This window comes from Haloglomus litoreum (assembly GCF_029338515.1).
Taxonomy (GTDB): domain Archaea; phylum Halobacteriota; class Halobacteria; order Halobacteriales; family Haloarculaceae; genus Haloglomus; species Haloglomus litoreum.
Map to the genome: position 1 here is coordinate 485054 of NZ_CP119988.1, position 26035 is coordinate 511088.

General features: G+C 63.2%; 27 protein-coding genes and 1 tRNA gene. 11 read left to right on the forward strand and 17 right to left on the reverse strand.

Going from position 1 to position 26035, the window contains the following annotated elements; all coding sequences use genetic code 11:
- Positions 1-55: 55 nt before the first annotated feature.
- Positions 56-706 (forward strand): hypothetical protein, encoded by a 651-nt coding sequence (locus P2T62_RS02425; RefSeq protein WP_276259899.1) that lies wholly within the window; start codon positions 56-58, stop codon positions 704-706.
- Positions 707-719: 13 nt separating this feature from the next.
- Here the strand turns inward: P2T62_RS02425 and P2T62_RS02430 are convergent, their stop codons facing one another.
- The 5 genes from P2T62_RS02430 to P2T62_RS02450 form a co-directional block, all read right to left on the reverse strand.
- A complete protein-coding gene (locus tag P2T62_RS02430; RefSeq protein ID WP_276259900.1) occupies positions 720-1535 on the reverse strand; it encodes a hypothetical protein in 816 nt (271 codons plus the stop codon).
- Entirely contained in the window at positions 1532-1927 is a 396-nt protein-coding gene (locus tag P2T62_RS02435; protein ID WP_276259901.1) for a hypothetical protein, read from the reverse strand. The genes P2T62_RS02430 and P2T62_RS02435 overlap by 4 nt, the downstream gene beginning before the upstream one ends.
- Positions 1917-2315: a hypothetical protein gene (locus tag P2T62_RS02440; RefSeq protein ID WP_276259902.1), complete on the reverse strand. Its 399-nt coding sequence runs from the start codon at positions 2313-2315 to the stop codon at positions 1917-1919. Before P2T62_RS02440 ends, P2T62_RS02435 begins: the two co-directional genes overlap by 11 nt.
- A gap of 3 nt (positions 2316-2318) precedes the next feature.
- Positions 2319-2705: a hypothetical protein gene (locus tag P2T62_RS02445; RefSeq protein ID WP_276259903.1), complete on the reverse strand. Its 387-nt coding sequence runs from the start codon at positions 2703-2705 to the stop codon at positions 2319-2321.
- A 126-nt stretch (positions 2706-2831) separates the two neighbouring features.
- Entirely contained in the window at positions 2832-4493 is a 1662-nt protein-coding gene (locus P2T62_RS02450) for a DEAD/DEAH box helicase (RefSeq protein ID WP_276259904.1), read from the reverse strand.
- Positions 4494-5152: 659 nt separating this feature from the next.
- On the opposite strand from P2T62_RS02450, the gene P2T62_RS02455 reads away from it, so the two are divergent.
- On the forward strand, positions 5153-8110 hold the full coding sequence (locus P2T62_RS02455) for an Eco57I restriction-modification methylase domain-containing protein (protein WP_276259905.1): 2958 nt from the start codon (positions 5153-5155) through the stop codon (positions 8108-8110).
- An 18-nt stretch (positions 8111-8128) separates the two neighbouring features.
- Here P2T62_RS02455 and P2T62_RS02460 read toward each other — a convergent pair whose 3' ends face one another.
- Positions 8129-8725 (reverse strand): site-specific integrase, encoded by a 597-nt coding sequence (locus tag P2T62_RS02460; RefSeq protein ID WP_276259906.1) that lies wholly within the window; start codon positions 8723-8725, stop codon positions 8129-8131.
- A gap of 232 nt (positions 8726-8957) precedes the next feature.
- On the reverse strand, positions 8958-9377 hold the full coding sequence (locus P2T62_RS02465; RefSeq protein WP_276259907.1) for a DUF7344 domain-containing protein: 420 nt from the start codon (positions 9375-9377) through the stop codon (positions 8958-8960).
- Positions 9378-9704: 327 nt separating this feature from the next.
- On the opposite strand from P2T62_RS02465, the gene P2T62_RS02470 reads away from it, so the two are divergent.
- On the forward strand, positions 9705-10973 hold the full coding sequence (locus tag P2T62_RS02470; protein ID WP_276259908.1) for a Fic family protein: 1269 nt from the start codon (positions 9705-9707) through the stop codon (positions 10971-10973).
- An 18-nt stretch (positions 10974-10991) separates the two neighbouring features.
- Here P2T62_RS02470 and P2T62_RS02475 read toward each other — a convergent pair whose 3' ends face one another.
- A complete protein-coding gene (locus tag P2T62_RS02475; protein WP_420028406.1) occupies positions 10992-11354 on the reverse strand; it encodes a DUF7563 family protein in 363 nt (120 codons plus the stop codon).
- Positions 11355-11464: 110 nt separating this feature from the next.
- On the opposite strand from P2T62_RS02475, the gene P2T62_RS02480 reads away from it, so the two are divergent.
- Positions 11465-11668: an AbrB/MazE/SpoVT family DNA-binding domain-containing protein gene (locus tag P2T62_RS02480; protein ID WP_276259910.1), complete on the forward strand. Its 204-nt coding sequence runs from the start codon at positions 11465-11467 to the stop codon at positions 11666-11668.
- Positions 11669-11773: 105 nt separating this feature from the next.
- Entirely contained in the window at positions 11774-12070 is a 297-nt protein-coding gene (locus P2T62_RS02485; RefSeq protein ID WP_276259911.1) for a hypothetical protein, read from the forward strand.
- 13 nt (positions 12071-12083) lie between these two features.
- Here the strand turns inward: P2T62_RS02485 and P2T62_RS02490 are convergent, their stop codons facing one another.
- From P2T62_RS02490 to P2T62_RS02500, 3 genes are all read right to left on the reverse strand, one after another.
- Positions 12084-12818, reverse strand: a complete 735-nt coding sequence (locus P2T62_RS02490; protein ID WP_276259912.1) for a hypothetical protein — start codon at positions 12816-12818, stop codon at positions 12084-12086.
- Positions 12819-12820: 2 nt separating this feature from the next.
- Positions 12821-13102 carry a hypothetical protein gene (locus P2T62_RS02495; RefSeq protein ID WP_276259913.1) on the reverse strand — a complete coding sequence of 94 codons (282 nt, stop codon included), beginning with the start codon at positions 13100-13102 and terminating at the stop codon, positions 12821-12823.
- A 221-nt stretch (positions 13103-13323) separates the two neighbouring features.
- Entirely contained in the window at positions 13324-13656 is a 333-nt protein-coding gene (locus P2T62_RS02500) for a hypothetical protein (protein WP_276259914.1), read from the reverse strand.
- A gap of 370 nt (positions 13657-14026) precedes the next feature.
- Here P2T62_RS02500 and P2T62_RS02505 point away from each other — a divergent pair, with 370 nt between their 5' ends.
- Together P2T62_RS02505 and P2T62_RS02510 are read left to right on the forward strand one after the other, a co-directional pair.
- Positions 14027-14395, forward strand: a complete 369-nt coding sequence (locus tag P2T62_RS02505) for a hypothetical protein (RefSeq protein ID WP_276259915.1) — start codon at positions 14027-14029, stop codon at positions 14393-14395.
- 101 nt (positions 14396-14496) lie between these two features.
- Positions 14497-14970, forward strand: coding sequence for a hypothetical protein (locus P2T62_RS02510; protein WP_276259916.1), 474 nt, complete (start codon positions 14497-14499; stop codon positions 14968-14970).
- Positions 14971-15300: 330 nt separating this feature from the next.
- Here P2T62_RS02510 and P2T62_RS23525 read toward each other — a convergent pair whose 3' ends face one another.
- The 6 genes from P2T62_RS23525 to P2T62_RS02535 all read right to left on the reverse strand — a co-directional run bounded on the left by P2T62_RS23525 (position 15301) and on the right by P2T62_RS02535 (position 19759).
- The gene (locus P2T62_RS23525; protein ID WP_474198281.1) at positions 15301-15531 is read right to left on the reverse strand and encodes a DUF8106 domain-containing protein; all 231 of its coding nucleotides are present in this window, start codon (positions 15529-15531) and stop codon (positions 15301-15303) included.
- Positions 15532-16018: 487 nt separating this feature from the next.
- Entirely contained in the window at positions 16019-17650 is a 1632-nt protein-coding gene (locus tag P2T62_RS02515; protein WP_276259917.1) for a DUF7845 domain-containing protein, read from the reverse strand.
- Entirely contained in the window at positions 17650-18174 is a 525-nt protein-coding gene (locus P2T62_RS02520; RefSeq protein WP_276259918.1) for a hypothetical protein, read from the reverse strand. Before P2T62_RS02520 ends, P2T62_RS02515 begins: the two co-directional genes overlap by 1 nt.
- A complete protein-coding gene (locus P2T62_RS02525; protein ID WP_276259919.1) occupies positions 18167-19012 on the reverse strand; it encodes a DNA adenine methylase in 846 nt (281 codons plus the stop codon). The genes P2T62_RS02520 and P2T62_RS02525 overlap by 8 nt, the downstream gene beginning before the upstream one ends.
- Positions 19012-19443, reverse strand: a complete 432-nt coding sequence (locus tag P2T62_RS02530; protein WP_276259920.1) for a hypothetical protein — start codon at positions 19441-19443, stop codon at positions 19012-19014. Before P2T62_RS02530 ends, P2T62_RS02525 begins: the two co-directional genes overlap by 1 nt.
- A 204-nt stretch (positions 19444-19647) precedes the next feature.
- Positions 19648-19759: transfer RNA gene (locus P2T62_RS02535), tRNA-Ile, on the reverse strand.
- Positions 19760-19935: 176 nt separating this feature from the next.
- On the opposite strand from P2T62_RS02535, the gene P2T62_RS02540 reads away from it, so the two are divergent.
- The 4 genes from P2T62_RS02540 to P2T62_RS02555 all read left to right on the forward strand — a co-directional run bounded on the left by P2T62_RS02540 (position 19936) and on the right by P2T62_RS02555 (position 25710).
- On the forward strand, positions 19936-22215 hold the full coding sequence (locus P2T62_RS02540; RefSeq protein WP_276259921.1) for a nitric-oxide reductase large subunit: 2280 nt from the start codon (positions 19936-19938) through the stop codon (positions 22213-22215).
- A gap of 135 nt (positions 22216-22350) precedes the next feature.
- A complete protein-coding gene (locus tag P2T62_RS02545) occupies positions 22351-22530 on the forward strand; it encodes a hypothetical protein (RefSeq protein ID WP_276259922.1) in 180 nt (59 codons plus the stop codon).
- 76 nt (positions 22531-22606) lie between these two features.
- Entirely contained in the window at positions 22607-24454 is a 1848-nt protein-coding gene (locus P2T62_RS02550) for a sensor histidine kinase (RefSeq protein ID WP_276259923.1), read from the forward strand.
- Positions 24455-24564: 110 nt separating this feature from the next.
- Positions 24565-25710 carry an acyl-CoA dehydrogenase family protein gene (locus P2T62_RS02555; protein ID WP_276259924.1) on the forward strand — a complete coding sequence of 382 codons (1146 nt, stop codon included), beginning with the start codon at positions 24565-24567 and terminating at the stop codon, positions 25708-25710.
- The last annotated feature ends 325 nt before the right edge of the window (positions 25711-26035 follow it).

Here is a 26035-nt window from a genome sequence, read left to right on the forward strand (position 1 = left end):
TATGCTCCTGCTGACTAGGTGTTTATTATGCTCCGCTTAATTGTTGAAGGAATCAATGGAGATAACTATCACATTTCGGGACGGTCCGATTGAGGCCGAAATCCGAACATCGGAGGAAGAGGATTATGACAAGGTGCTTACCGAGCTGGCAGAGTTCGTTGACGGATACGGACCAGTCCACAGGCAACAAGAGCCTGCGGAAGACGGATCGGAGCCGGAGACTGAAGAAGACCCTCAGCAGGTGACCCTGAGTGAGTCTTCTGAAGAGTCAGATGAGGATGTTTCAAATCCAGTGGTGGCTGAGATTGATGCCACAGAATTCGAATTTTACAGCGTGCTTCAGGAAGGGCGGGTTAATGAAGACGAAGTGGAAGAGTTTCCAGCAATTCTGACGGCTCCTGATGTTCTTGGCGACTCCGAACAGGAGAGGGCAATTAACGCTGCAGCAGTCATCATGACTGTTCTTTCAGATATACATGATATCGAACGTATAAAAACAAGCGACCTTAAGAGTGCAGTTGGGGAATCAGGAATCGCTGAAAGTGTCTGGAAGAACACTTCTCGGGTTGAAGAACGTGATGTCTATTTCAATTCCCGAGGCAGAGGGGGATCCGCAACCGTCGAAATCCGCCCTCCAGGCAAAGCGGTTGGCTACGAGCAAATAGAGCGGCTCGTAGATGAATATCGGTCGGATTCGGAGGAATAGACTCCCCCCAATATTAGCTGACCTGTTCCTGTTCTCGACGGGAGACTTCTGGAATGCCCTCATCGAAGTGTTCTTCAATAATCGACTCGGCCTCTTCCGATCCTATTGACGTGATTTTCGCCATCCCTTCGTCGTAGTGTACCTTCCGTGCCTGCTTCATGTTCCCGAGTTTGCTCTTCACAGTGTGGCCGTCTGCGCCGAGAATCCACTCTGTCAACTTGTCAGCCTCCACCTCGCGACCGATAGCGTGTAGGTGCACGAGAAGTTCCTGCTCCACGTCGAGTTCGCGGCTCATAATGACTCGCTTCCCATTATAGCTATCAATATACGGATTCAGCGGCTGCGACAGTTCCTCAATCAGTTCGGCAATTTGGTCAACCTCGTCCTCATCCCCGTAGATCCGGAGTAGTTCGGCCAACATCCACGTACATAGCCTCACCGCAGTCTGGGTGTCGGAGTGATTGACCGGGACTTCCAGATTGATATGGACGGAATCGCGGTTGTTCCGCATATCATATGCTACACGCATCGCTCGGGGGATGCTGATACGGATCTCGTAGTCCAGATTTGCTGTGCCGTCGTAGTTGTTACTCTCGATTGTGTCGATGAAGGTCCCGACGCTCAGGTGATTTTGCACGCCTTCGTCAGTGTCGCTCAGAATGGCGTTGGCGAGGTTCTCGCAGAAGTTTCCGATGTGGGCTCCGGCCTCCTCGTACTTGCCGTTGGAGAGGTGAAACCGCATGTCCTGATAGTGCCGTAGCAATCGGTTGACTGATTCTTGGTGAAGGCCGGCACCAATCAGCTGCTCGCGAACGAGCTCGACGCTCATCCGTTCAACCCTTCGATGCGACCGAGGGCTTTTGGGAGGCTCTCTGCGACGAGCTTCCACTCGCCGCTCTCGTCGTCCTTCTCGACGATGTGGTCGTCGTTGAGCCCATTCATGAACTTCCGAACCGTGCTATCGTCGACATCAGCCTTCGAGTAGAAGTAGTCGTATGGGAGCGTGGGCGTATCGGCTTTTCCGCCCTCGAAGGCGTACCGTCGCCCGATGAGGTGAATCAGAATACGTTCCCTCCAGGGGGCGTCTTCGAAGTCGTCTTTTAGGCCAATTGATCCGTCTTGGAAGATACGGAACAATCTGGCAGCTTCGTCGAAGTGGCTCTCGAGGAACGACTCTGGGTCAGCAACCATCTCCTCGTTGATGCGGTCCTCAAGCCCCATCAGCCATCACCTCCTCAACCATATCGAGACCGTCCATAGTGAGCTTCCGAACCGTAGACTGCCCCTCCTTTCCATCACGCATCACCCAGCCATTCTCCTCGCAGGCGTTGAGTACGTCGCTCATGTTCGCCGGCAGGTTCATCCGGCAGGTGCGATATCCTTCTTCGATATCCCCTGTGGTGAAGCGGTCTTGGTTCTCGTATTCCTCGAGATAGTACGCGATTCCAGCAGCACGCTCCTTGTGCGTGCTGGGGTCGAATTCACGGATGAATGACTGCATGTCCGTCGCTTCATTCGCTGCCCCTGGGTTCTCCTCCAGTTTCGCCTCAAGTGCAGCAACGCGCTTTTTTAGATTCTCGATTTCGTCTTGAAGTTCGCTCTCACTCATGATTCAATCCTCTGCGAGGAATTCTTTCGCTTTCTCCAGATTGACTGACGGGAGCATGTACTCGCCATCCTCGCTACGGAGAATCCCTTCATCGTCGAGGTCGCGGACAGAGGGGTATACAGTGCCCTTCTTGACGCCACTCATGGAGCTGATATCAGACGGTGTGACCCATTCATCGTCGGCCATGCCGAGTTCGTGCAGTGCCTTTTGCGCCATGAGCGCGACAACAATCTTCCGCTTCGAATTGAGGTCGTTGTACCTCTCGTTCGGGATGAGGTCCCCGCTGTCTTTACCGATTTGAGCGTACCTGCCGACCGTTTCCGCGAGGAGTTCTTCGTTGAGCGCCTCCTCATCAACGAGGAGATCTTCTAATGTCGATTGCTCCGACATATGCGGGCCTAGATGTAGCCATACACATAATTCTTACTTGGGGCTTGGCTACCATCTGATATCTGCAACGGTTTAAGTTAGATAGGTGGAAGATAGAAATCTGCATTCAGATACAAGCCTCAAGGGCTACTCTAATTCTGCGCTCCTCTTACTGATATCAATCCCTTTCTCTGCTAAGTACTGGGTACTCTCTCGTCCCCAGTCTTCTTCTCCAGATCCCTTAGTGAGAAGGACGTACACCTTTGAATCACCGAAAGGACGCATCGTACGGCCTGCACGCTGTCCTGTTTGTGCGCGGGATGCCCCTCGTGTAGAGGCGAGAATCGCAACTTCTGCGTCGGGTAGGTCGATGCCTTCATCTCCAATTCTCGAAATGATTAGGCTGTCGAGATTGCCGTCTCTGAATTGTCGGTATCGTTCCTCGCGTTCGTCGTGTGCCGTTTCACCGTAGATGAAGGGGATTCCTAGTTCGCTGGAAAGTTCCTTACCCTGATCCACCCAATCAACAAATACGAGAGTCTTCTCCTCAGAATGCTCCGTGAGCAGTTCTCTGACGACGCTTGCTTTCGCTGGGTTTTTCGCTGCTTCGATGAGTTTCTGGCTGCCTTCTGCCTGCTGATACCGCTCTCTGGCCCGTTCGGACGCCCATGGGACCATCAGAAGTTCCACATCCGGCTGGGAGACCCATCCCTCGGCGAAGAGAGAGCCCCAGTCTGTTCCGACTGGCGGCCCGATGAGTGTGTAGATCTCCTTGGCGTCGCCGCTCTCACGGATGGGTGTCGCGCTGAGGCCCAACCGTGCTTTTGACTGAATCTCTCGGAATCGCTTCCAGGTACTCGCGACCGAGTGGTGGCATTCGTCTGCGATGACGAGCCCCCAATCTCGCTCTTGGAACAGTTTCCGGTGCCGGCTCATCGCGGCCGTGTCGTATGTGGCGATAGTAACCGAGCGGATTTTCTTCTCGCCTCCGTGGTATTGGCCGATATCGTAGGGTGTCAGGGTTGTCTTCTCGGCCAGCTCGTCTTCCCACTGCTGGGCAAGTTCTCGCGTCGGAACGAGAATGAGAGTCTCGCCACCGATTGCTTCCATCGAGGCGATGGCGGCGACTGTCTTACCGGAACCTGACGGGCCGACAAAGACGCCGGAACGACGCTCTAGGAAGTGGTCAACCCATTCGCTCTGATAGTCTCGCAACTCGAAATCATCGTTCAACTCGATATGGAGTGTCTCTCCATCCTCGAGCCGCCGTTGATCGATAACGGGGTAGCCTTCTTCGTAGAGGCGCTCTTTCACGCCTGCTTCGCCGCCGTTCCGGACACGGAGCTTTGTGTCCGAAAGGAACCTCGTGTAGTGCGTATTGTGTTCGAGCTTTCGCTTAGCAACGTTCTCGAACACTTCAGAATCATTCGCCTCAAGGACGGTGATTTCTCGTCCCTCAGAGTCGATTTCGGTCCGGAGATAGAACTGGTGTGCCCGCTGCCAGTCGTCCTGGATTCGTGACTCGAAGCCGCCATCCCATCTCTCCTCTCCGACGACTAACTTCAGCTCGTCACGGTACTGCTCAAAGTCGTCGTATGGGGCGTTCCAGACGTCTTGCTTTCCGAGTTTGTAGAGATACGAGTCCCCAGTTGAGTCTACGAGATGGGCTGCTTGAGAGAGGATACTACGGGTTTGCTGTGCAGGCTTGTCCACGGCAATTTCCCGGCGGCTCGGGAAAAACAGAACGCGCTCATCGGAAGATTGCGTCGGCGCAATCTCTTTCTGAACCTCCGTTTCCGGCGGTGCCATCGGCTCACCAGAATCAAGACTCGCATGCTGCTCCAATCCAGAGGGGTAGTATATGATGGCCCCTCCTCCGACCTGCCTTTCCTCCAAAATTCCAGAGCGGGATTGACTCTTCAGGAACTGGCGTGCTCGTTCTCGAGAACAGTTTACCCGATCCGCAATCCACCTCGACGTTACGACGGGTGTCACCTTGAGCTGGTTGACTACCGCTTCCTCAAAACGTTCTGCTGGGTAGCCCCGGTTGACCTCTGTCGAATGATTAGACATGTTTGCGCCGGCACAAGCCGGTTCAGTCTATCAGTATTGTGCCGACGCAACTAATGTTTTTCGTCGAAATCAGCAAAATGAAACTGTTTCTGTGGGGGGTCAATTCATCGCCTCTCCGATCCGCCCCTCGGTCGGTTCGGCGAGATACGGCTCGCCGAGTAATCACTCCCTCCGCTGACGGCCATCATCGTCCGGACATCGACCTGCCGCTCGACAAGATGATACGTCGCCCACGACCGCTGAAGATCGTGGTGGACGCTTCCTGACGACACTCGATTGGGCGGCAGCCTGGGCTGCAGAAACTTCTTCATCGAAGGGGTCGCCAGTGGGGGCATGCCGAACAGGCCGCCGACTCCTCGTTCTCCGTCGAATTCGGGAGGACCGACCCGGCACAAATGACTGAATATCCAAACCCTGAGGCAGACTTCCACAGTCGGCTCTACGTCCGGCTCGCGGACTACCTGGACGCAACGCCGGATGCGCCGTTCTCCGAGGTCAGCATCGAGGAGAACACGGCGGGTGGACGGGCCGATATCCTGGTCGATAGCCACGAGGTCGGAAGTGTCGTTATCGAGGTCAAGCGTACCGACGTGAATCCGCGGTCGAAAGACGTGATTCGCCAGGCCCGAAACTACGCGGATGCCGTCGGAGCCGACTTCTTCGCAACCTGCAACGCGAACGACTTCTTCCTCTTCGACTACCGTGGTGAATTTGAGGTCCGCAACGTCGATTTCTACTATCTCAATCTCCGCGGCCAGACTCTCTCGGACTCGATTCCCGAGATTCTGAACACGGTCGTCCACCTCTACCAGGAGAACCGGCTCCCACAGCAGCACGAGCGCGAACGAATCGTCGGAATACTCCGGAGCTTCCATTCATCAGTCTGGCCCACGCTGAAGTACCTCGCTGGCCGAGCGTACGAGAGCAACGAGCAGTTCATCCAACTGTTCGATACCTGGGTCCGTGAGAACGATTATGTCGGCCTTCCGGAGGACAAGCAGCTCGAACTGGCCGCGAAGCAGTACGCGTATCTCCTTACGAATCGGGTCCTCTTCTACGAGGTTGTTCGTGAGCGGACTCCGGAGCCGATCAGTACGGAGAGCGGCTTCCAGTTAGACTCGCTCATTGGCGAGGCCTCGATTGATGTCCTCGAGGACCACCTTTCGCGAAAGTTTGAGGAAATCATCAGTGAAGTCGACTATGAGCCGATTTTCGACCCAGATACCGGGTTGTTCGAGGCCTTCCCCCACAACACGAAGACACGGCGAGCGATGGCGGACCTCATCGAGAACATCGAGCACCGCTCGATTACCGATATTGATGAGGACCTGCTTGGAGAGATATACGAGGAACTCATCCCTGCAGAGGAGCGGAAAGCCCTGGGACAGTACTATACCCATCCGAAAATCGCCGAGACGATCGTCCGATGGGCGCTCCCCGACGATGCGAACCATCAGGGCCTCGACGATGCCGATACGCTCCCCCGCGTGCTCGATCCGGCTTCCGGGAGTGGTACCTTCACCGTCGAGGCGTATCAACAGGTTGCGAATTTTTCCGGGGCAGCTACTCACCAGGACATCGTCGACCACCTCGTCTCGGTCGATATCAATCGGTTTCCACTGCACCTCACCTCGCTCAACATCGCGAGTCAGAACATCGAGGAAGAGACGGACAGCATCCACGCCTACCATTCCTCGTTCTTCGACATCGATCCGGAGACGGATCCGCTGATTTCGAGCCGCCTCTCGAAATCCGAGACCTCGCTCGGAGAACTCGGGACGTTCGATGCCGTCGTTGGGAATCCACCCTACATCCGCCAGGAGAATCTCTACCCCTCGAAAGAGCACTTCCGGGCGCATCTGAAAGCGTTCGGCCGATCTGACCGGACCACGTACTACGATGGAAGCAAGAGTCTGAGTAAGAAGAGCGACGCCTACATCTACTTCGTGACGCACGGGGCGAAATTCCTTCGTGAGGGTGGCCGGCTCGGTTACATCATCCCGACGAAGTGGATGATGACCGATTACGGAAAATCGTTCCAGGAGTTCCTCTTCGACCACTTCAAAATCGAGGCTGTGGTCGGGTTCAGCGTTCGTGCTTTCGAGGACGCCCTGGTGGATACGGCGCTCCTCCTACTTGAGCGGTGTGAGGATGCGGAGGAGCGAGCAAACACGGTCACGAAATTCATCCGACTCAAGAAGTCGATGGAGGTTGAGCACATCGTCGACACGGTTCGATTCGGCGAGGAGATTCCGGAGGGGGATGACATGCTCATCAAGACCCGCCCGAATTATCGGACCGTCGCCATCCAGCAATCGGATGTCGCCGAAATCGAGTCCGGCAAGCTCGGGCACTTCCTCAGTGTTCCCCAGGATATCATTCGGCTCGTCGAGCATCCGAAGCTGATTCGCCTCTCGGATATTGCCAACGTCGCGTACGGCAACAAGACTGGTGCGAACCCGTTTTTCTTCCTCGATAGCGAGGACCTCGACGAGTGGCCGATCGACGAGCGGTTCCTCACGCCCGCGATTAAGAGCATCCGCGATACCGAATCGCAAGAGGTCACGGCGGAGACGACCGACCGATATCTCCTCGACGTCCACGACTACGTTGCTGAGGTTGAACGGACCGGAGGTCTCGCAGATGGCTCGGACCTAACCGAACGCGTCAAGCGCGCTCTGAAGCGCGATGGGTACGATACGCTGGCGTCGTACATAGAGGCTGGAGAGCGTGAGGGCTACCACGAACGGAACACGTGTGCAGCACGTGAGGTCTGGTTCAACCTGGGCGAACTGAAGACGCCGGAGATTCTCCATCCGAAGTTCTTCAACGACCGCATCATCCCGATGTGGAATCGAGATCGGTTAGCGCCGAGTAACGCCGTCGACGGCATCTACCTCGACGAGGGAATCGATGACGAGGTGATGATTGGGATCCTGAATTCGACAGTCCACAAGGTGATGCTGGAATGTTGGGGGCGGGCAGAGGGCGGTGGGGCGCTCCAGTTGATGACCTACGAGATGGAGTCGCTCCCACTCGTCGACCCAGCCCTCATCGAAGGCGACCAACGCCAGCGGTTCAAAGCGACGGTCCGTCGCTTGTTGGACGGTGATGACGGTGCACAGGATGCGCTCGACGAGATTATCCTCGACGCCCTGGGAGTCGATTTCTCGGTCCAAGAACTCCAGGAGATGCAACAGACCATCGCTGAACGGCGGATTCGGAGCGGCGATGAGGTGGAAGTGATGATGGAACGAATCGACGAGTTCGACGATGTCGGGACGCAGTCGTTCGCCACCAGCGTGAGTGACGATGACGAGAATACGACGCTCGGGGAATTCGTCGACGGATAACCCTCGTCGTCCTGGCGATTACACACTCATCGCTTCCCCAATCCGCCCCTCGGTCGGCGCGGCGAGATACGGCTCGATCGCCGAGTAATCACTCCACCCGCCGACGGCCATCATCGTCCGGACGTCGACCTGCCGCTCGACGAGATGATACGTCGCCCACGACCGCCGGAGGTCGTGACTCGACACTTCCCGCCACCGATCGGGCTGAGAAGCCTCCTCGGCAACCTCTGCAGCGGCCTCCTTCACCCACCGGCGCACACTCGATTTCGAGACCTGCACCCACGCCTCACCAGTCTCCCGCCCGCGCTCCCGTGAGAACCGCCGGACGTTCGCCTCGACCGGCTCGGGCATCCAGGCGTCCCGCACCTTCGGCGCCCCACCCGAGGTGTTCTTGCCCCGGACCTCGAGGAACCAGCACTCACCTTTCTCACTCCAGCGTAACTCGGCATCCCCAGGATACGCCACCTCGTCGGCCCGCAACCCACACCGCCCCATCAGCTGCAGCGCAATCTCTCGTTCCCAATCCGACCGAGCCGCGGCCGCTTCGAGCTGGTCGAGTTCCTCACGATCGAGCCAGCACTTCGTCACGGCCCCGCCATCGTCCAGGCGAACCATGGCCGGGTTTGCAGGCCAATGCGTCTAGTTCTTTCGCCGGTCCGCCCCGATATCCAGTGGAAACGGGGGGGTAGCTGGGGAGTAATAGACGAGTTGTCTACCAACCCGATTACGAGATAGGAAACGCTCAGTCAGTGATAGGTTTCAGAAACCGTGCTGAATACAGTGCGCATCTACACCATGCCTACGAGTGGTAATTCTCCGGCGCACCGTCTCGGTGACCCGACTCGTTTCAGCCTGAGTGAGAGGAATACGGTTGGTTGGAGAGCATCGCGGCCAGTTCGGTCAGCAGTGCCTCTGCCGAATCATGACCCCGGTATCGGATGTGGTGAGTACGAGTGTCGTGCTCAATCCACCTGTTCGATTCGAGCTTCGGGAGGTGTGTGTGCGTCAGTTCGAGAACGACTCGCTCTCGGTCCATCTCAGGGACGCGCCGGGTAATGTGCTCGGCCACCTCCTCCAGCGTGGCTGTATTCGTTGCTTCGATGTTCTCGAAATAGTGGATGACCTCCCGACGGAGGTGATGACGAAGGGTATCCAGCAACCTGTCCATCATCTGGGCCTTATCCGGATAACACGCTGTATGTGACACGGTGACATTACTATTGGTGTAGAACAGTGATAATTCCTCCGCCCATTCCAAATCGACCATACGGTTGAGACCGATTTGCGGACTACACCCTCTGTATCGGTCACGCTCAAACTGTCACTTTGCGAGATGGTAAGTGGATTGTCCCTCGCTCCGGGTCCGAGTAGTCCCACAACTCGGCTACCCGCAACCGTGTAGACAGCCCACCAGTCGGAAACGATGAGCACCATACGACGCGTCGCACAGCAGGCCTGTCAACGACCAACCTCTCGGGGCCACGAACGACGCCAGACAATTTCTCAGCGGAATCGTTGAATTGCACCGGCCGTTGAACAGCGCCATGAAAATTTTCACGAAATTTTTTATTTGCTATGGCCGTACGCCGAGCCGATGAAAGACGGCTATGATTTGGCTGATTCAGCGCCGGGTCAGTACATGCCGTTGCGAGAGGACAAGCAGCTGTCGAAGGCGTATTTTCCGGATCGGCTCCCACCGTCGCTCACGTTGTCCGATGACGTAGTCGAGGCGTATGGCGACGCGATGTGGGCGCTGGGCCGCCTCGACGGATTGGGAAGCGAAGTCTCGAACCCGGGCGCGGTGTTCGGTTCCTTCGTCTACAAGGAGGCCGAACAGTCCTCGCAGGTCGAGGGGACGGCGGTGACGCTCTCGGATATCTACCGATTCGAGGTCGAGGGCGCCCAGCTCGGCGAGGGACAGCCGACCGACGAGTACGAAGCCGACGTGCGAGAGGCGCGTAACTACATCCGGGCACTCGACGAGGCGGTCGACTACCTCACGACCGCTGGTCGGTCGCGCGAGAACCTCACCGCCGAACTGATCAAACAGCTCCATGCGACGCTGCTCTCGGGCGGGCGGACCGACGAGCCGGACCCACTGCCTGGAGCGTATCGCCCGGACTTTGCGGTCATCCAAGAGTCGAATCCGAACGCCCTCGGAACACGCATCCGATTCGTCCCGCCGAAAGCGGAGATGGTCCCGCGGCTGATGGACAACCTCGAGGAGTATCTGCAGTCGGGCAGTCGGTGGCCGCCACTGATCGATATCGCGGTCGCACACTACCAGTTCGAGACGATTCATCCATTCAAGGACGGCAACGGTCGGGTAGGGCGACTGCTGGTGGTGCTGATGCTTCTGGCGATGGATTTACTCCACTATCCGATGCTCTACCTGAGTTCCTACATCGAGCGCCACCGCGACGAGTACGCCGATCGGCTACTGGCCGTGAGCGAGCAGGGCGACTGGGAGGCGTGGTTGCAGTTCTTCCTCCGGGGCATCCGCGAGCAGGCCACGGAGGCGTTCGTCCGCGCGAAACTCCTGCTTCAGCTCCGTCACGAGTACGACCAGCAGTATGCCGCCGCCCCGAAGTCCGTCCAGCGGCTCATGGCGGCGCTGTTCGAGGAGCCGTACTTCTCGGTCACCGAGGCAGCCGACATGATCGAGATGACCTACCAGAGCGCGAACAACGCCGTTGGGGAGCTGGAAGCGGACGGCGTCATCCGAGAGATAACGGGGAACCAGCAGAACCGCGTCTTTCGGGCCGAGGAGGTCATGGAGATCGTTGAGCGACCGGCCGAGGCGCTGCCGGCCGACGACGACCTGGTAGACGTGGAAGCGGCGTGGACGCTCCCAGAGCGGTGACGCCAGTGAGGGTGGCCTTCAGGGAGCCGTATCCTCGGCGACGAGCTGGCGGAACTGTTGCTCCCCGGAGGTACCATCGCCGGGCGCTCTTGCCCCGCTACTGGGCGCCCAGTCGTTGACTGACTTGAGCAGCACGGGCGACGCCTCTTCTTGCCCATCCGAGGGCGCCTCCCGAACCACTGCGGGCACGGGACCGTCCGCATCCGGCCGATGCACCCGCCGCGTCCCGTCCGCGTCGGGCGCGGCGCCGGCGCCGTTCGCGAGCGCGGCCTGATTCGTACACCCCGGACACGCATGGAGCGCATCGTCCTGGTCGCCGAACACGCGTGCGTAGGCCATACTGACGGTTGCTCCACACCCCTGGCACTCAGCAGAAGGCATAGCCCGCCGTGACGGGGCACGCCGAAAACCCCCGCCCGCCGAGTGACGGCTGTCCGGACGATGTCAAAACGGGATAGGGCTTTAGTGCGGGTCCAGCCGTCCCCCTGTCCATGAGCCAGGCCGCGCCACTGGTCCTGCTCGGGTCGCGCCGCATCCAACAGACGGGCAACAGCCACGCCGTCACCATCCCGACCGAGGCTCTCGAAGCGATGGGTGTCGAGAAAGGCGACGAGGTGCTGTTGACCTACGACCGCGAGAACGAGCAGTTGCAGATCGAGCACGACACGGACGCGTTCTTCGGAACATCACAGTAGGCCAGTCCGCCATCTTCCGCCTCGACCTCGAGGCCATCTCGACTGGCACAGCTCCATTCCACCTGAGGACAGATATAATGGATTTCGGCCGAAAGCCGGGGATGGATGTCAAAGACAGTCTATCTCATTATTCCAAAAGAGAAGGCTGCCAGGGTGATCGAAACCAAGCATTCCAAGTACGAGGTATATTCTGAAAGCTCGGATACAATCAAGATACGGCACTCAACGAATCATGGTTGGCGGGCGACACTAACCGACTACAAGTACACGGGCGAACGAATCGAGTTCCCCGACGGGAGCGTAGAGACGGGCGTGGTTGGGACGAAGATGAGCTACGATACCGATATTTCCTCGTCTGTACTCGACGACACGCTCTCAGAGTACATCGAAATCGAGCCATGACCTCTCTCGACTATTAGTCCGCCCCAACTGACACACCGCCCGCCACGTCGAGCGACACCTCCCCGGCGAACGAGCAGTCCTCAGCAGAACACTGCACCGTCACCCCACTGACCGCGTCCACCCGCGGTCCCTGCAACAGCCCGACACCGATAGCGCGCCCACAGTCCGGGCACGACACCGGCTCCAGTTCGCGTGGCCGATGCCGCCGGGCACAGTCCATACAGGCTCGCTTCGCCGGATACACCGCGTTCACCCGGACGATACGATACTCCACGTCGGTCGTCCCGTTGCACCCACCACACGCGGGCTGCGCTTCTCCGCGGGCCGCAGCGACGGGCTCGGGGAAGTGATACACGTCCGAACTCCCGGTCGTCCGACACACGACCCATGGTACCTGCGTGACCAACTCCTCGAGTGATTCCAGTGCGTACCGCCGGTCTGCCTCGTACCAGTTGGCGGCCTCGAGGACGTGGACGCCCGCCTCCTGCCGGTCGGCATAGGTCTCGAGGAGCAACCCACACGCGGTCGCGTCACCCTGGCCGCTCGTCCGAACCCGCACCGCGTGCTTGTGCTGGCGGGCGTCGGGCGTGTGCTGGAGGTCCTGTTCGACGACCTCCTGGACGGCCCAGGTCCGCCGGTCGCCGTTGATCACCACGAGGTCGTCCGCGGTGAGTCCGGTGAGCGTCTCGGCGAGCGCCGGCGCGACGGGCTGGGTGTCCACACCGTCGGGGAGCTGGTCGCCGTCCATGCTCAGTCCCCACCGATGGCGTCCGGGTCGGCCTCGTACAATCGCCGGGAGAGCCCGTTGCTGGGTGGTTGCCGTAACTCGAGGCCGTGCTTCTCGGCGGCCCGATACACCGTCCGCTTCGAGACGTCGTGAGCGGTGGCCAACTCGGCCACGTCGAACCCTGCCGCGAGCGCCTGTTCGAGATACGCCCTGTCGCGGTAGCCTCGTGCGGGGAACGCCTCCAACTCGAGGGCGTCGACGAGTTGCGCCTGCAGGGTGGTCGGTGCCTCGCGAGGCGGACTCATCGTGACCACCGGCACGGTGAGGGCTGTGAGTCGGAGCGACCGGTCGTCGGTGTGCGCACGGGCATAGCTGCAAGCTTCGACTGCGGCTAGTAAACTCTTCTCCCAAACTAGTAATCCATGCCTGCTGAGGTAGATGGGGCCTCTCTGACAGATCGCTCGTGCTGAATATAGAGGATGGTTAGTGAGTCAGCGACTACAATGGATGCGTTCGGGACGTTCGCTCAGAACGACTCTGATTCTCCAGCGAGGACTCGGTAGCTTTCCAGCGTCCCAGCCATCGAGGGACTCTCCTCATCGTCTTTGCGCTGGGTCCCGTAATCCATCCACTGTCCACTGGTGAAGCTATACATCTCGAACCCGGTGTTCGTCTCCAGAACGACATCGACGACCGCGTCGTCTGGTGACCCAGGTGGAATGACCACCGAGCGGATGTCGGTCGTATGGTCCATCACCCAAACAGCGACAACGTCTCCCTGGTCGGTGAGATGGGCTTTTGCTTCCGCCTCCGAGAGGGGTCTGTCGGGCCACCCCTCGGCGGGCTCGGGTTGCTCCATAGCATGCATAGCAGCGCGAGACGTATTGCCTTTGTCTCGACGGACCACTGCGATATGCGCTCTGTATTCAGCACCGTGTCCGGAACCTATCAGCAGCTCAGACCAGTGACTACGCCACCGATTTATGTCCTCCAATTCCCCTCGCCGCGAGCCCTGACGATCCCATCCGAACCCACTGTCGGGAGCACCCCCCTCGCCCTCGACATTCAACCACGCGCGCGTACGAGCGATGTCAGCGAACTGTGAGGAACTGCCCTGGAACCACCATCGGAATCGATGGGGGTGAGGTATCGATTCTACTGTGCAAACACTGTCCGGACACTGTGCAGACGATTCGAGGGTCCTAGGGGGACGAAAACGTGGCCCTGGTATGGCAGCCACAGCGAACTGCTGCATGCGGAAGTACCGCCAACTCTCGACGCGAAACTACGGCCTCTCGCTGGTGTCGGAGTGGCTCGGGGCCGTCGACGTCGAGGTGGGCGACAGGATCGGCATCGACCGGGCGACGACCGATGCCGGCGACCCGTGCTTCGTCCTCCGGCTGGCCGACTACGATGCCGACCGTGTCGACTTCGAGGTGCAGGTTCGGGACCAGCACGGAACGAGCATCATCTCGGTGCCGGAACTGGTCGCCGAGTGGGCTGCCCTCGAGCGCGGGGAGCGGGTGTATTTCGAGCGGTCGGCCGATGGTCGCGAGGTACGGATTCACGATACGCAGCAGTTGCGGCTGGAGGCCTGAATCGGCTCTATCGACACGTCTCCTGAAGGCGGACCCTCGCTCCGGCCTCTGATTCCGCGGTCCCGAAGAGTACAACTAGGTGCGGCTGAAGCGCCTCACCCATGACCAGTGGCGGGCGTGAGGAGCCGCCCTATGAGGTAATCGACTATCTCGATGCGAACGGCCCTGCACCAGGTGCGGACCTGCCGACCGAGACGAGTGGACGCCGACTGCTCGGTGGCGAGCCGCTACTTACGATTCGAGGCGCACGGAATGGCGCTGGTGCGGACTTCGGGAAACAGGTCGTCCCGGTCTATCACCTCGCAGAGCACACGCCGACCGAGGTGATCGATGCCTTCCTCGACACGAACGACCACCTCCTCGAGCACGGCACCGCGAAAGGCCTGGTCCGACGGTTCGGTGGGCACGGGCCGGACTGGCGAGACGCCGCCCGAATCGTATTGGAGGACGAGTACGGGATGTCGACTGGCGACACCGGTCCCGAGTCGAGAGGCGAACCACAGACGGTGAAATGCCCGCGCTGCGAGGAGTACGTCGACGACCTTGGTTCTCACCTCCGAGACGTGTGTGAGTGAGTTCTACCGCCGGGCTGCGGTCAGTAAGGGACATCGCGCAGCACGACTACTTGAACGCCCCCTGACTTCGGTGTGGTTGAAGACGAGGAGCCGACCTGTGTCAGCAGGAAGAAGCGGCCATGAGAGTACCTGTGTGCATATCCGGAATCGCGATGGACATCCACACGGCAGAATGTGGATGCGCTTCCGTCGACGCGAACCACCTTCCCTGTGAACCAAATCCTCGACACCGCAGCTGAGATGGAGGTGTAAACGACGGGCCGACGATAGGGTTGCCTAATCCTTACATCGGAACAAAGCAGGAATCTACACCGAGCACGCCGCGGTATCTCAATCGCCGAGACCGAGTCGAAGCGCCCCGCTACTCTGGGTACCCAGGGGCGCCCCGTCGCCACGAGACTCGATTATCGTCCCACACTCGGGACACTCGTAGTCGAGATGGTCGGCGTGGACTTCGATAATCCAGTCGCCATTGATGCGACTTGCATGCGTACAATTGGGACAGTAGAGTGTCGCCTTGAGGGGCGGCTGTCGCTCGGCGGATGTATTGGAGGGAGCCATTCCATATTCTAGCGTTCGACGGCTGATAACGGTGCCGTCTGCCCCCGCGAGCCGACAGTAACTTACTCCAGACCGACTCTCTGCTTGAGATACGATTTTGCCAGGCGAGCATCGCGATGCAATTCAGCGAGCAGCTGCCGCTCAGCCGATTGATCAGGGTTGGAGATATACAGGATTGGGCCTGAAAACGGATAAACAGGAGGTATCACGGTGTCGGCCTCGCCGACGGACACAATCCTGGCCGCGACGCGGAACTGCCCGTATTCTTGAGGGCGCTGAGCGGTGTGGGGTATGGTTTTTCGCTCGCGCCCTTAGGCGCACTCCCTAAGGGGGTTTTCCCGCTCCCTGGGAACAGCAGACGCCGATCCAGCCGTCCACGGGCCTCGTGCAATATGGCGGGAGAACTGGACCAGCGTCTACAGGCGGTAAGAAGGATTATCGTATTTAAACGATTCTACTGCTGCCGAGTGTTGCCACTACCGAGTCGCTACGCCGAGTCGAGGATGACGCCGGGCTTCGAGGTCGTCGCATCGCCGCGATTCGACCACTGGACGAGCATCTCCCGAAACGCCGCCGCGTCGTGGCCGTCCTGGACCCAGGCCGAGTAGCCCTCGAGCAGCGCCTCCCGGATCGTCGGGTAGTGGTCGGCCTTCAGGTCCGAGAGAACCGTGTCGATTCGCACCCGGACCCGGCCGTCGTCCTTGCGCTGGAGCACCTCGACGGCGTACTCGTTGAGCCACTGCTGGAACGCCGAAGACTCGGCCCGCTGCTGGTTCATCGTCACCAGCTGGCTTGCCCGGTCGGCGGCGTTCCGGATGTGGTGCTCGGTGGACTCGACGATGCCCCGGATCTCCTGGGCGATCTTCCGACTCCCGAACCGGATCTCGCCGTCGTCGCTCCGGAGGATATCACCCATCCGTTCGAGCGCGCGATACAGCGTCGAGACCGAGTGCCCGGCCCCATCGGCTAGCTCGCGGTAGTCCTGGCCCTCGCCATCCTCGACGAGCCGCTCGACGAGGTCGACATCGGCATCGGTCATCTGCCGCAGCGCCGTGACGACCAGCGCCTCCTGCTGGGCCTCGACCTCGGGCGTCGGGTCGTCGTACAGCCGGACGTTGCGGTCCGTCGCCGCCGGCTCGAAGTGGTCGTCGGCGATGAACGTGGTCGCGTCGGGCCGCACCGGGATGCCGGACCAGCGCAGCGTGTTGAGGATCGACTCCTCGAGTTCGGCGCCGAGGTCGTGGCGGTCCGACCACGACCACGCCGACCCGTCGAGCGACTTCCGGGCGAGCGCACCCACCTTCGGATGGTAGAGTGGGTCCTCGTCGGCACCGTCGTCCTCGGAGTCCCGGACGTGCTTCGGATGGTAGTGCTTGAGCTGCTTCCCGGCCGTGTGCCCATCGATCAGCCGCTGGGCATCGGCTCGCGGGAGGATGAGCCGGTGGTTGTACCCGACGACGTCCTCGTTATCGAGCTTCAGTTCGGCCTTCGAGCCGCGCTCGTCGGCACAGAGCATCAGCAAGCGGCGCATGATGCCGTCGTTCGAGATGTACTTCTTGGCCATCCCGCGGCGCACCCGGACGTAGCGCTCGTACTCGTAGATGCTCGACCAGTCGTGCAGCGCCGCGAAGTAGTGGGGACTGACCTGCATGCCGGCCGCCTCGGCGAGGCCCTGGACGAACTCCCACAGCAGCCCAGGATACGCGTCGGGCTCGATGTTCGACCCCTGGAAGTGGACCGCGACGCCCTCGTCCGGGCCGTCGTCGTGGTCGAACGGCGTGTTCACGTCCTGGCCCTCCCACGACTCCATGTCCGACCACCGTGGTTTCACCTCGAACGTGACCTTGCGGCGGTTGTGCTCGCCGGCGCCGCGGGCTTTGAGCTGCCACTCGTTGAGCGGCTCGTCGACGGGATCCTCCTCGCGGGGTGCGAGCCCGCCGTCGGTGTCGGTCAGCATGACCTCCCAGGTCTCCCCGTCGACGGGCACCTCGAGGTTGCCGACGTACCCGCCGTGGCCCTCGATGAGGAGTTTCCCGAGCAACCAGTAGGGGCTGGCGCCGTGCTCGGTGTAGACGAGGTGGCCTTTCACCTCGTGGGGCGCGGTCTCGACCAACGCCATCAGTCGCCACCTCCGTCGGCGTCGCTGCGGCCCTGTACGCCGCCATCAGTGCGGGCCGCTGCCTGGTCGGTCGCATCAGAGCGATTGCCCTGCGTGCCGCTCGCACCGTTCTCACGGACGTCGACATGACCGCCCTCTAACTCGGCCCGGCGGCGATTGAGCGCCGCCATGACCTCCTCGCGTGGACACTCGGGGCGGTCGAGCTGGGCCTCGGCGCGCTGGTACCGCTGCACGGCTGCGACGGTCCGGAGCCCCCGGATGCGTTGCTGGAGCTTCTGCTTTGGCGGCATGGCCTCGGGCTCGTCGACGTAGGCCCCGCGCTCGAGCGAGACGTCCAGGAAGCGCTCGGGCTTGTCACGAGCCGGTGCGAGGGATTTGTCGTCGTCGCCGTGGCCCGCACAGAGGTCGGCGCCACACTCGGAACACCGATACACGAACTCCGAGCGGGCACCGCACACGGGACAGGGCGCGTCGGCATCGCCATCGCGGTCGGTTGTGAATCGGGCTTCGCGCCAGTCAGGCATCGGGCGACACCTCCGTCAGGGTCTGCTGGCTGGCATCGACGAACGTGGGCGCGTACTCGGGGTCGAAGTTACACAGCAGCCGCTCGGTGACTTCCTTCGTGCGGCCGTCGTCTTTCCCGCTGTCGTGGTTGTACTCGCGGGTGACCTCGTCCCAGTCCGTGTACAGGTCCTGAGGCCGGTCGGTGTACGAGACCAGCGCGTACCCCTCGATATCGGTCAGCGCCGCGGCGAGGTCAGCGTGTTCGAAGCCATCGACGCGGTACGTACTCTCCTTGTCGAGATACGGCGGGTCACAGTAGAAGACGGTACTCGGCGAATCGTACCGCTCGATGAGCGCCTCGAACGAGTTGTGTTGAATCGAGACGCCCTGCAGCCGCTCGCAGGTCGCCTCGATGTGCTCGGGGACGTTCGCCCACGCCGAGGCCTCGCTCGAGAGGGTCGCGATGGTATCTCGCTTGAACCCGCTCGGGGTGTCGTACTTGCCGCCGAACTGGCTGTACCGCAAGAAGAGGAAGCGGCCGGCCCGCGCGACGGGGTCCTCGGGTCGCTCCCCGTTGTAGAACGCCTCGACGTACTCGGCGTGCAACTCCTCGCTGAAGGGGGTCCGCCGCACCCACGCGAGAAGGTCGTCGGGCCGGTCCCGGGCGATCTCGAAGAACTGGACGATATCGCGGTCTAAATCGTTGTAGACCTCGATGGCGCTCCGGGGCTTGTTCAGCAGGACCGCCGCGCTGCCGCCGAAGGGCTCCACGTACGTGGTGTGGTTGGGCAGGTGGTCGGTCACCCAGTCGACGAGCCGCGTCTTCCCGCCGACGTACGGGAACGCACTCAGCGCCATCAGGCACCACCTCGGTCAGGGTACTGCGTGTCGAGCAGCCGGTCGAGCACCTCACGCTCGACGCCGGCGATGGGATCCGCGTCGAACCCCATCGAGAGGGCGAGCGTACACCGCCAGCGGTCGGCGCGGGGCCGGTAGCCACTGTCCTCCTGGCACTCGTAGTCGCGATAGGTGGTGGCCGAGCGGTCGCCGGTGACGTACAGCACGCGGATGACGTGGCGGTTCCCCAGCTCGCCGTTCAGGCGCCCCCGAACCATCAGCACGGCGTAGCCGACGTGTTCGGTCGCCCGGCGGTCGGCCTGGTCGAAGCGGGCTGCGCGCCACGACTCGGGAAGCGTGCGGGGCTCGGTAAGTGCGCGGAACGCCGAGTCGTTGGGGAAGAACGTGGCGAGGACGGCCTGGTCGGTGGCCTCGTGACTACCGGTCGCCATCAGCGCTCACCCCCGTCCAGTGCTGTCCGGTCTGGGCCCCGAATCTCGATTTGTGAAATCGCCGGACGGCGGCGCCCCGCGACCAGAGTCTGGTTGGGCTCTCCTCTCAGAGAGGGGTTCTCAGATTCGAGAACTCGCCCGTCAGACTCTCTTGTGGGTTTATTCCGCGGTTCCGGGTTGGCCCGGAACACATAAAATTTCTGATGGGCCCTGCCGGATTTGAACCAGCGCTCACCCGGTCTCCCATTGAGCCCATCTTGTCGGATGGGCGTCAAGTATGAGCCGGGGGCTTTGAACCAGACTAAGCTAAGGGCCCTACCGCAATCTGACGGACCGACCGTCTTGAACGTGCCGGAGGCGGCTGCTCTCCGACGGGGGTGAGCGGCTCGGCGCCACTCCCGATACGCGACCGCCCGAACACCTTCGGGTGGCGTTCCCGTGTGTCGGGGAGCCGGCCCGAGATACTTCACCCATCCCGTGGCAGCCGGTCATATGCAGGTCTCCCGTCGAACGATCGCGAAGCTGCTCGCGTTCGCGTTCGTCGCGAACCTCGTCGTGATGGGTGCCGGGGCGTGGTACTCCTACGAGCACGCGCCGCCCATCCCCCGCGAGTTCGAGGGGCCCGACGGGGAGACGGTCGCGACCGCCGAGCAGGTGCGGGCGGGGAAGGTCCAGTTCCAGCGCAACGGGCTGATGAACCACGGGTCGATCCTCGGCAACGGCGCGTACTACGGCGTCGACTACACCGCCGACGCGCTCGACCTGAAGGTCGATGCGATGCGGGACTACTACGCCCGTGAGCGCTACGGCGACGAGTACGCGGCGCTCCCGGGGCCCGAGCAGGCCGCCGTCGACGACCGCGTCGAGGCGGACCTCGCGAGCACGGACACGACCTCGCCCGTCCAGCTGTCGGCCGCGGAGGCGTACGCCCACGAGCAGGTGCGCGAGACGTACGTCGAGCGGTACTACGAGGGCGACCGGGAGCGCGGTGTTCCGGCCGGGATGATCGAGACGGCCGACGACGCGCGTCGGTTCGCGGACTTCGCGCTCTGGACCGCCTGGATCGCCCACACCGAGCGCCCGGGGAGCGAGCACACCTACACCAACGACTGGCCGTACAACCCCGTCGCGGGCAACGCGCCGACGGCGGCGGCGATGACGTGGAGCGTGCTCGCGATGGTCCTGCTCGTCGCGGCGGCCGGCGGTGGCATCTGGCTCTACCGCTCGCTGGACCTCCCCGACCCGGAGGTCGCGGGCATCTCGGTCCCGGAACCTGACGCGGTGGACCTGCTCCCGAGCCAGCGCGCGGCGACGCGGTTCATCCCCGTCGCGGCGGGGCTGTTCGCCGCGCAGACGTTGCTCGGCGGGTTGCTGGCGCACTTCTACATCGAGCGCGACGGCTTCTTCGGCCTGGGCGCGCTCGTCGGCGTCGACGTGTTGCAGGTCCTGCCGTTCGCGCTGGCGAAGACGTACCACATCGACCTCGCGGTGCTGTGGATCGCCACCCTGTGGCTGGGCGCCGGCCTGTTCCTCCCGGCGCTGTTCACCCGGTTCGAGCCCTCGAACCAGGCGCGCTACGTGAACGTCCTGCTGGGCGCGCTCGTCGTCGTCGTGGTCGGCGGGTTCGCGGGCATCTACCTCGGGTCGAACGGCTACCTCGGGGACTGGTGGTGGCTACTCGGCAACGAGGGGCTCGAGTATCTGGAGGTGGGGAAGGTGTGGCAGTTCGGCCTGCTGGTCGGCTTCGGCCTGTGGACCCTGCTGGTCGCGCGCGGGTTCAAGCCGCTGCTGGACAACGAGCCGCGGTACGGGCTGGCGCACATGATCCTGTACGCCGGCGGCTCCATCGGCCTGCTGTTCGTCGCGGGGATGCTGTACACGCCGGGGACGAACATCGTGATGACGGAGTTCTGGCGGTGGTGGGTCGTCCACATGTGGGTCGAGGGCGCCTTCGAGTTCTTCATCGTCGCCGTCGTCGGCCTGACGCTGGTCTCGATGAACCTCCTGCGGCGCGAATCGGCCGAGAAGGCGGTGATGGTCGAGGCCCTGCTCGTGATGGGGACCGGCGTCATCGGCGTCTCGCACCACTACTGGTGGATCGGCCAGCCCGACATCTGGGTCCCGCTGGGGAGCGTCTTCTCGACGCTCGAACTCATCCCGCTCGTGTTCATCCTGTTCGAGGCCATCGCGGAGTACCGCACCCTCGGGAACGCGGGCGAGTCGTTCCCGTACCGCCTGCCGTTCATGTTCATCGTCGCGAGCGGCGTGTGGAACTTCGTCGGCGCGGGCGTGCTGGGCTTCTTCATCAACCTCCCGCTCGTCAACTACTACGAGCACGGCACCTACCTCACCGTCGCGCACGCCCACGCCGCGATGTTCGGCGCGTTCGGCTTCCTCGCCATCGGCCTCGCGACCTACATGCTTCGGCTCACGGTCGACCCCGGGCGGTGGACCGAACACCGGCTCCGGTGGGCGTTCTGGTGCTGGAACCTCGGGCTCGCCGTGATGGTGTTCGGCTCGGTCCTGCCGGTCGGCATCCTGCAGCTGGAGGCGGCCTTCACGCAGGGGTACGACGCCGCCCGGTCGCTGGCGTTCTACGAGGGCGGGCTGGTGCAGGCGCTGTTCTGGGCGCGCCTACCGGGTGACACGCTCATCATCGTCGGGACGCTGCTGTTCGGCTACGACGTGGTCCGCAAGCGGTTCCGGTTGCGCGCCGTGACGCCGGAGGACGAGCGCACGCCCGCCGACGAAGGGGTGCTGGCCGACGACTGACGGGCCTTCGCCGCCCGACACGGCCCCACCCGCCGACCGGCATCCACTGTCGGAAACGGAAGACACGTTTAAGTCCGCCGGCGACTGCTGCCGGAAGGCCTTCACGCGCCGAGCACGTACCTGTGAATACCGAACATGTCCGAAAGCACCCTTCCGCCGCCCCGGGACTCGGCCCCCGCTCCGCAGTCCATCTACGCCTGGCTCGCCTGCCCGGCGTGTGGCTCCCGTGAGGTCGTCCGTGGCCCACGCCACGCCGACGACACGGTCGAGATCACCTGCGAGGAATGCGGACTGACCGGTCGCTACGGCCTCTGAGCGGCCGTCGACTCTCCGTTCTCCCGCCCCGAGTAATCGGAATCCGTTTATACCGGTGCCCCCTGATTCCTGACGGATGATCCAGGTCCCCGTCCCAGCAGCGCCGCTGCAGGCCGCGGGTTCGGTCCCCGTTCCGCTGCTGGCCTACGTCGGCGCCTTCCTGGCGGCGGCCCTGGCCTGTCTGGCGGGGCTCGCCCGCCTCTCCGTCATCGAGGACGCCGACACCCGCCGAGGGATGGCCGGCCTCCTCGTCACGAGCGCCCTGTGGTCGCTCTCGCACGTCGTCTTCCTCGTCGTTCCCGTCGAGGCGGTCCGGCTGGGGGCCTACTACGCCGGCCTCGTCGCCGGCTTCGCGGCCGTCGGCGCGTGGCTCTACTTCTGCTCGGCCTACACCGGCCGCGGCCTCCACCGGAACACGACCTACCGGCGCATCGGAGTCGCCGCCTTCGCCGTCGTCGTCGCGCTGAAGCTGACGAACCCGGTCCACGGGCTCTACTTCACCACGACGACCGCGACGACGCCGTTCCCCCACCTCGCGGTCGAGCATCAGCTACTCCACTGGCTCGCGATGGGTCTCTCGTACGCGCTCGCGGCCGTCGGCGCGTTCATGCTGCTCGAGCTGTTCACGCTGACCGGCTACGACACCCGGTCGCTGGTGGCGCTGCTCGGGCTGATGGGGCTCCCGCTCGGCTTCGACCTCCTCGGCCGCTCGAGCCCCCTGCTGGTCGATATGACCTACGAGCCGCTAGGGGTCGCGGCCTTCGCGGTCGGGACCCTGTTCGTCTTCTCGGAACGCTTCCAGGCCGTCCGGCTGGCGGGCGACATCGAGGACCCCGTGGTCATCCTCGGCGAGGGCGGCGTCATCCGCGACACGAACGGTGCCGCGGTCGACCTGTTCCCCTCGCTGGAGGACGCCGTCGGCGACCGGCTGACCGAGCGGGTCCCCGAACTCGCCGGGGAACTGACGGAGGGGGCCGACGACATCATGCAACTGGAGCGCGGCGGCGAGACGCGCTACTACCACGTGTCCACGAACCCATTCACCGTCGGGAACACGCGCCTCGGCCGGATGGTCCTCGTGAACGATGTCACCCGCGAGGAGCGCTACCGCCGCCAGATCGAGGATCAGAACGAGCGACTCGGTCGGCTGGCCGGCGTCATCTCGCACGACCTGCGGAACCCGCTGAACGTGGCGTCTGGGCGGCTGGAGATGGTCCGCAACCAGCGCGACGACGAGAACCTCGAGGCCGTCGCGATGTCGCTCGACCGGATGCGCCGCCTCATCGAGAACCTGCTGACGATGACCCGGGAGGGGCTCGATGTCGGCGACCGGACGCCCGTCTCGCTGGCGACGCTCGCCGAGGACGCGTGGTCGACGGTCGATACCGACGGGGCCGAGCTCGTCGTCGAGGACGACGTGCGCCTCCTGGCGGACCCGGACCGGCTCCGACAGGTTCTGGAGAACCTGTTCCGCAACAGCGTGGAGCACGGCTCCACGAGCAGTCGGCCTCCGGCCGACGACAGTGTCGAACACGGTTCGGCGGGCAGTCGGACGGCGTCCGACGACGCCGCGGAGCACGGCACCGACACCGTCACGGTCACCGTCGGCGCGCTCGATGTCACCGACGGCGACGATGTGGGCTTCTTCGTCGCCGACGACGGCCCCGGCATCCCGCCGGACGAGCGCGAGCGCCTGCTGGAGTTCGGCGAGAGCGGCGGCGACGGCAGCGGCCTCGGACTGGCCATCGTCGACACCATCGCCGAGGCCCACGGCTGGACGCTCACCATCACCGACGCCGCCGGCGGCGGCGCCCGGTTCGAGTTCACCGGCGTCGAGCCGGTCGAGCACGCGGCGACGACCGAGCCCGAGTCCGCTGATACGGGCGGTGCCTGGGAGCTGGCCGGCGGCGGGGCAGACAGCTGAGCGCCGGCGTGGCGACCTCCTCCTCGGTCCGGCGGCGCACGCGGCGGTTGCGCTCCCACCGACGCCACCCGCGCCAACGTTGATTACCGCCCCGCCCGCGGGCCCGACACATGCAGTTCGAACTCACCGAGCACCAGCGGGCCGTCCGGGCCGACGCCCGCGAGTTCGCCCGCGAGCGGATCGCACCGCACGCCCGCGCCCTCGACGCGGCGGGCGAGCACCCGACCGAGGTCCTCGACGCGGCCGGGGACCGCGGATACGCCGGCCTCACCCTCCCCGAGCGGTACGGCGGCCAGGGCGAGGGGCTGGTCGAACTGGCGCTCGTGACCGAGGAACTCTCCGCCGAGTTGATGCCGGTCGCGAGCGCGCTCGCGCTCCACCTCGGCGTGGCCGAGGCCGTCCAGCGCCTCGGCACGGACGCCCAGCGCGAGCGGTTCCTCCCGGAGATGGCCGCGTTCGACACCGTCGGCGCGCTCGGCCTGAGCGAGACCAACGCCGGCAGCGACAAGACGGGCATCGAGACGACCGCTCAGCGCGACGGCGAGGAGTGGGTCCTCGACGGGCACAAGCGCTGGGTCACCAACCTCCAGCACGCCGACGAGGTGCTCACCTACGCCCGCACCGGCGAGCGCGGTGAGGGAGGTGAGGGCGACGGCATCACCGCCTTCCTCGTGCCCGCCGACGCGTTCGAGGTCGAGACGGTCTGGGATACGCTCGGTGCCCGCACCGTCAAATCGCCGAAGGCGACGCTCTCGGGGGTTCGCGTGGACGACGACCGGCAGGTCGGGACCGTCGGGGAGGGCCTGACCGAGCGTGGCCGCCTCCGGACCGGCATCAACGTCCCCGCCCGCGGCGTCGGCATCGCCCGCGCCACGCTGGACGACACGGTCGCGGAGACGAGCGGCCGCGAGCAGGGCGGCCAGCGCATCGCCGACCACCAGGGCGTCCGCTGGCGGGTCGCGGAGATGGCCGAGCGGGTCGACGTGGCGCGGCTGCTCGTGCTCCGGGCGGCCGCCCGTCTCGACGCGGGGACCGGCGCCGCCCGGGAGTTCGCCATGGCGAAGACGTACGCGACGGAGGCCGCCGTCGAGAACGCCAACGACGCGCTCCAGTTGCACGGCGGCATCGGCTACACAACCGAGCGCGACGTGGAGCGCCACCTCCGGGATGCGCGGCTGCTGACCATCGCCGGCGGGCCGAACGAGGGGCACCTGGACAAACTCGCGGACGCGGTCTACGACCAGCACCCGCGGTAACCGGTTCCGAGACCAGGAAGCGCGCGGGCGTCCGCTCCGCGGAGACCCCGAAGCGCTCGCCGCGAGGGGTCGGAACACCCGCGGCGCCCGCGCGGGGAGGTGTGGGGACACCCTGCTCGCCTGGAACCACCACGCGCGAACGCTCGGCGTGACGGGCCACAGGGCGGGACTGAAAGGGGCCGCCCGCTCGACCCGGCCCGGAGGAAGCAAGCACCGCAGGCCGAACGAAGTGAGGCCGAGGAGCGCAGCGACTCCCGGCCGGTCGAGCGGGCGGGGGCTTTCAACAGGGTCTCATCGTCGCTGTCGTCGGTGTATTCGGAGTCGT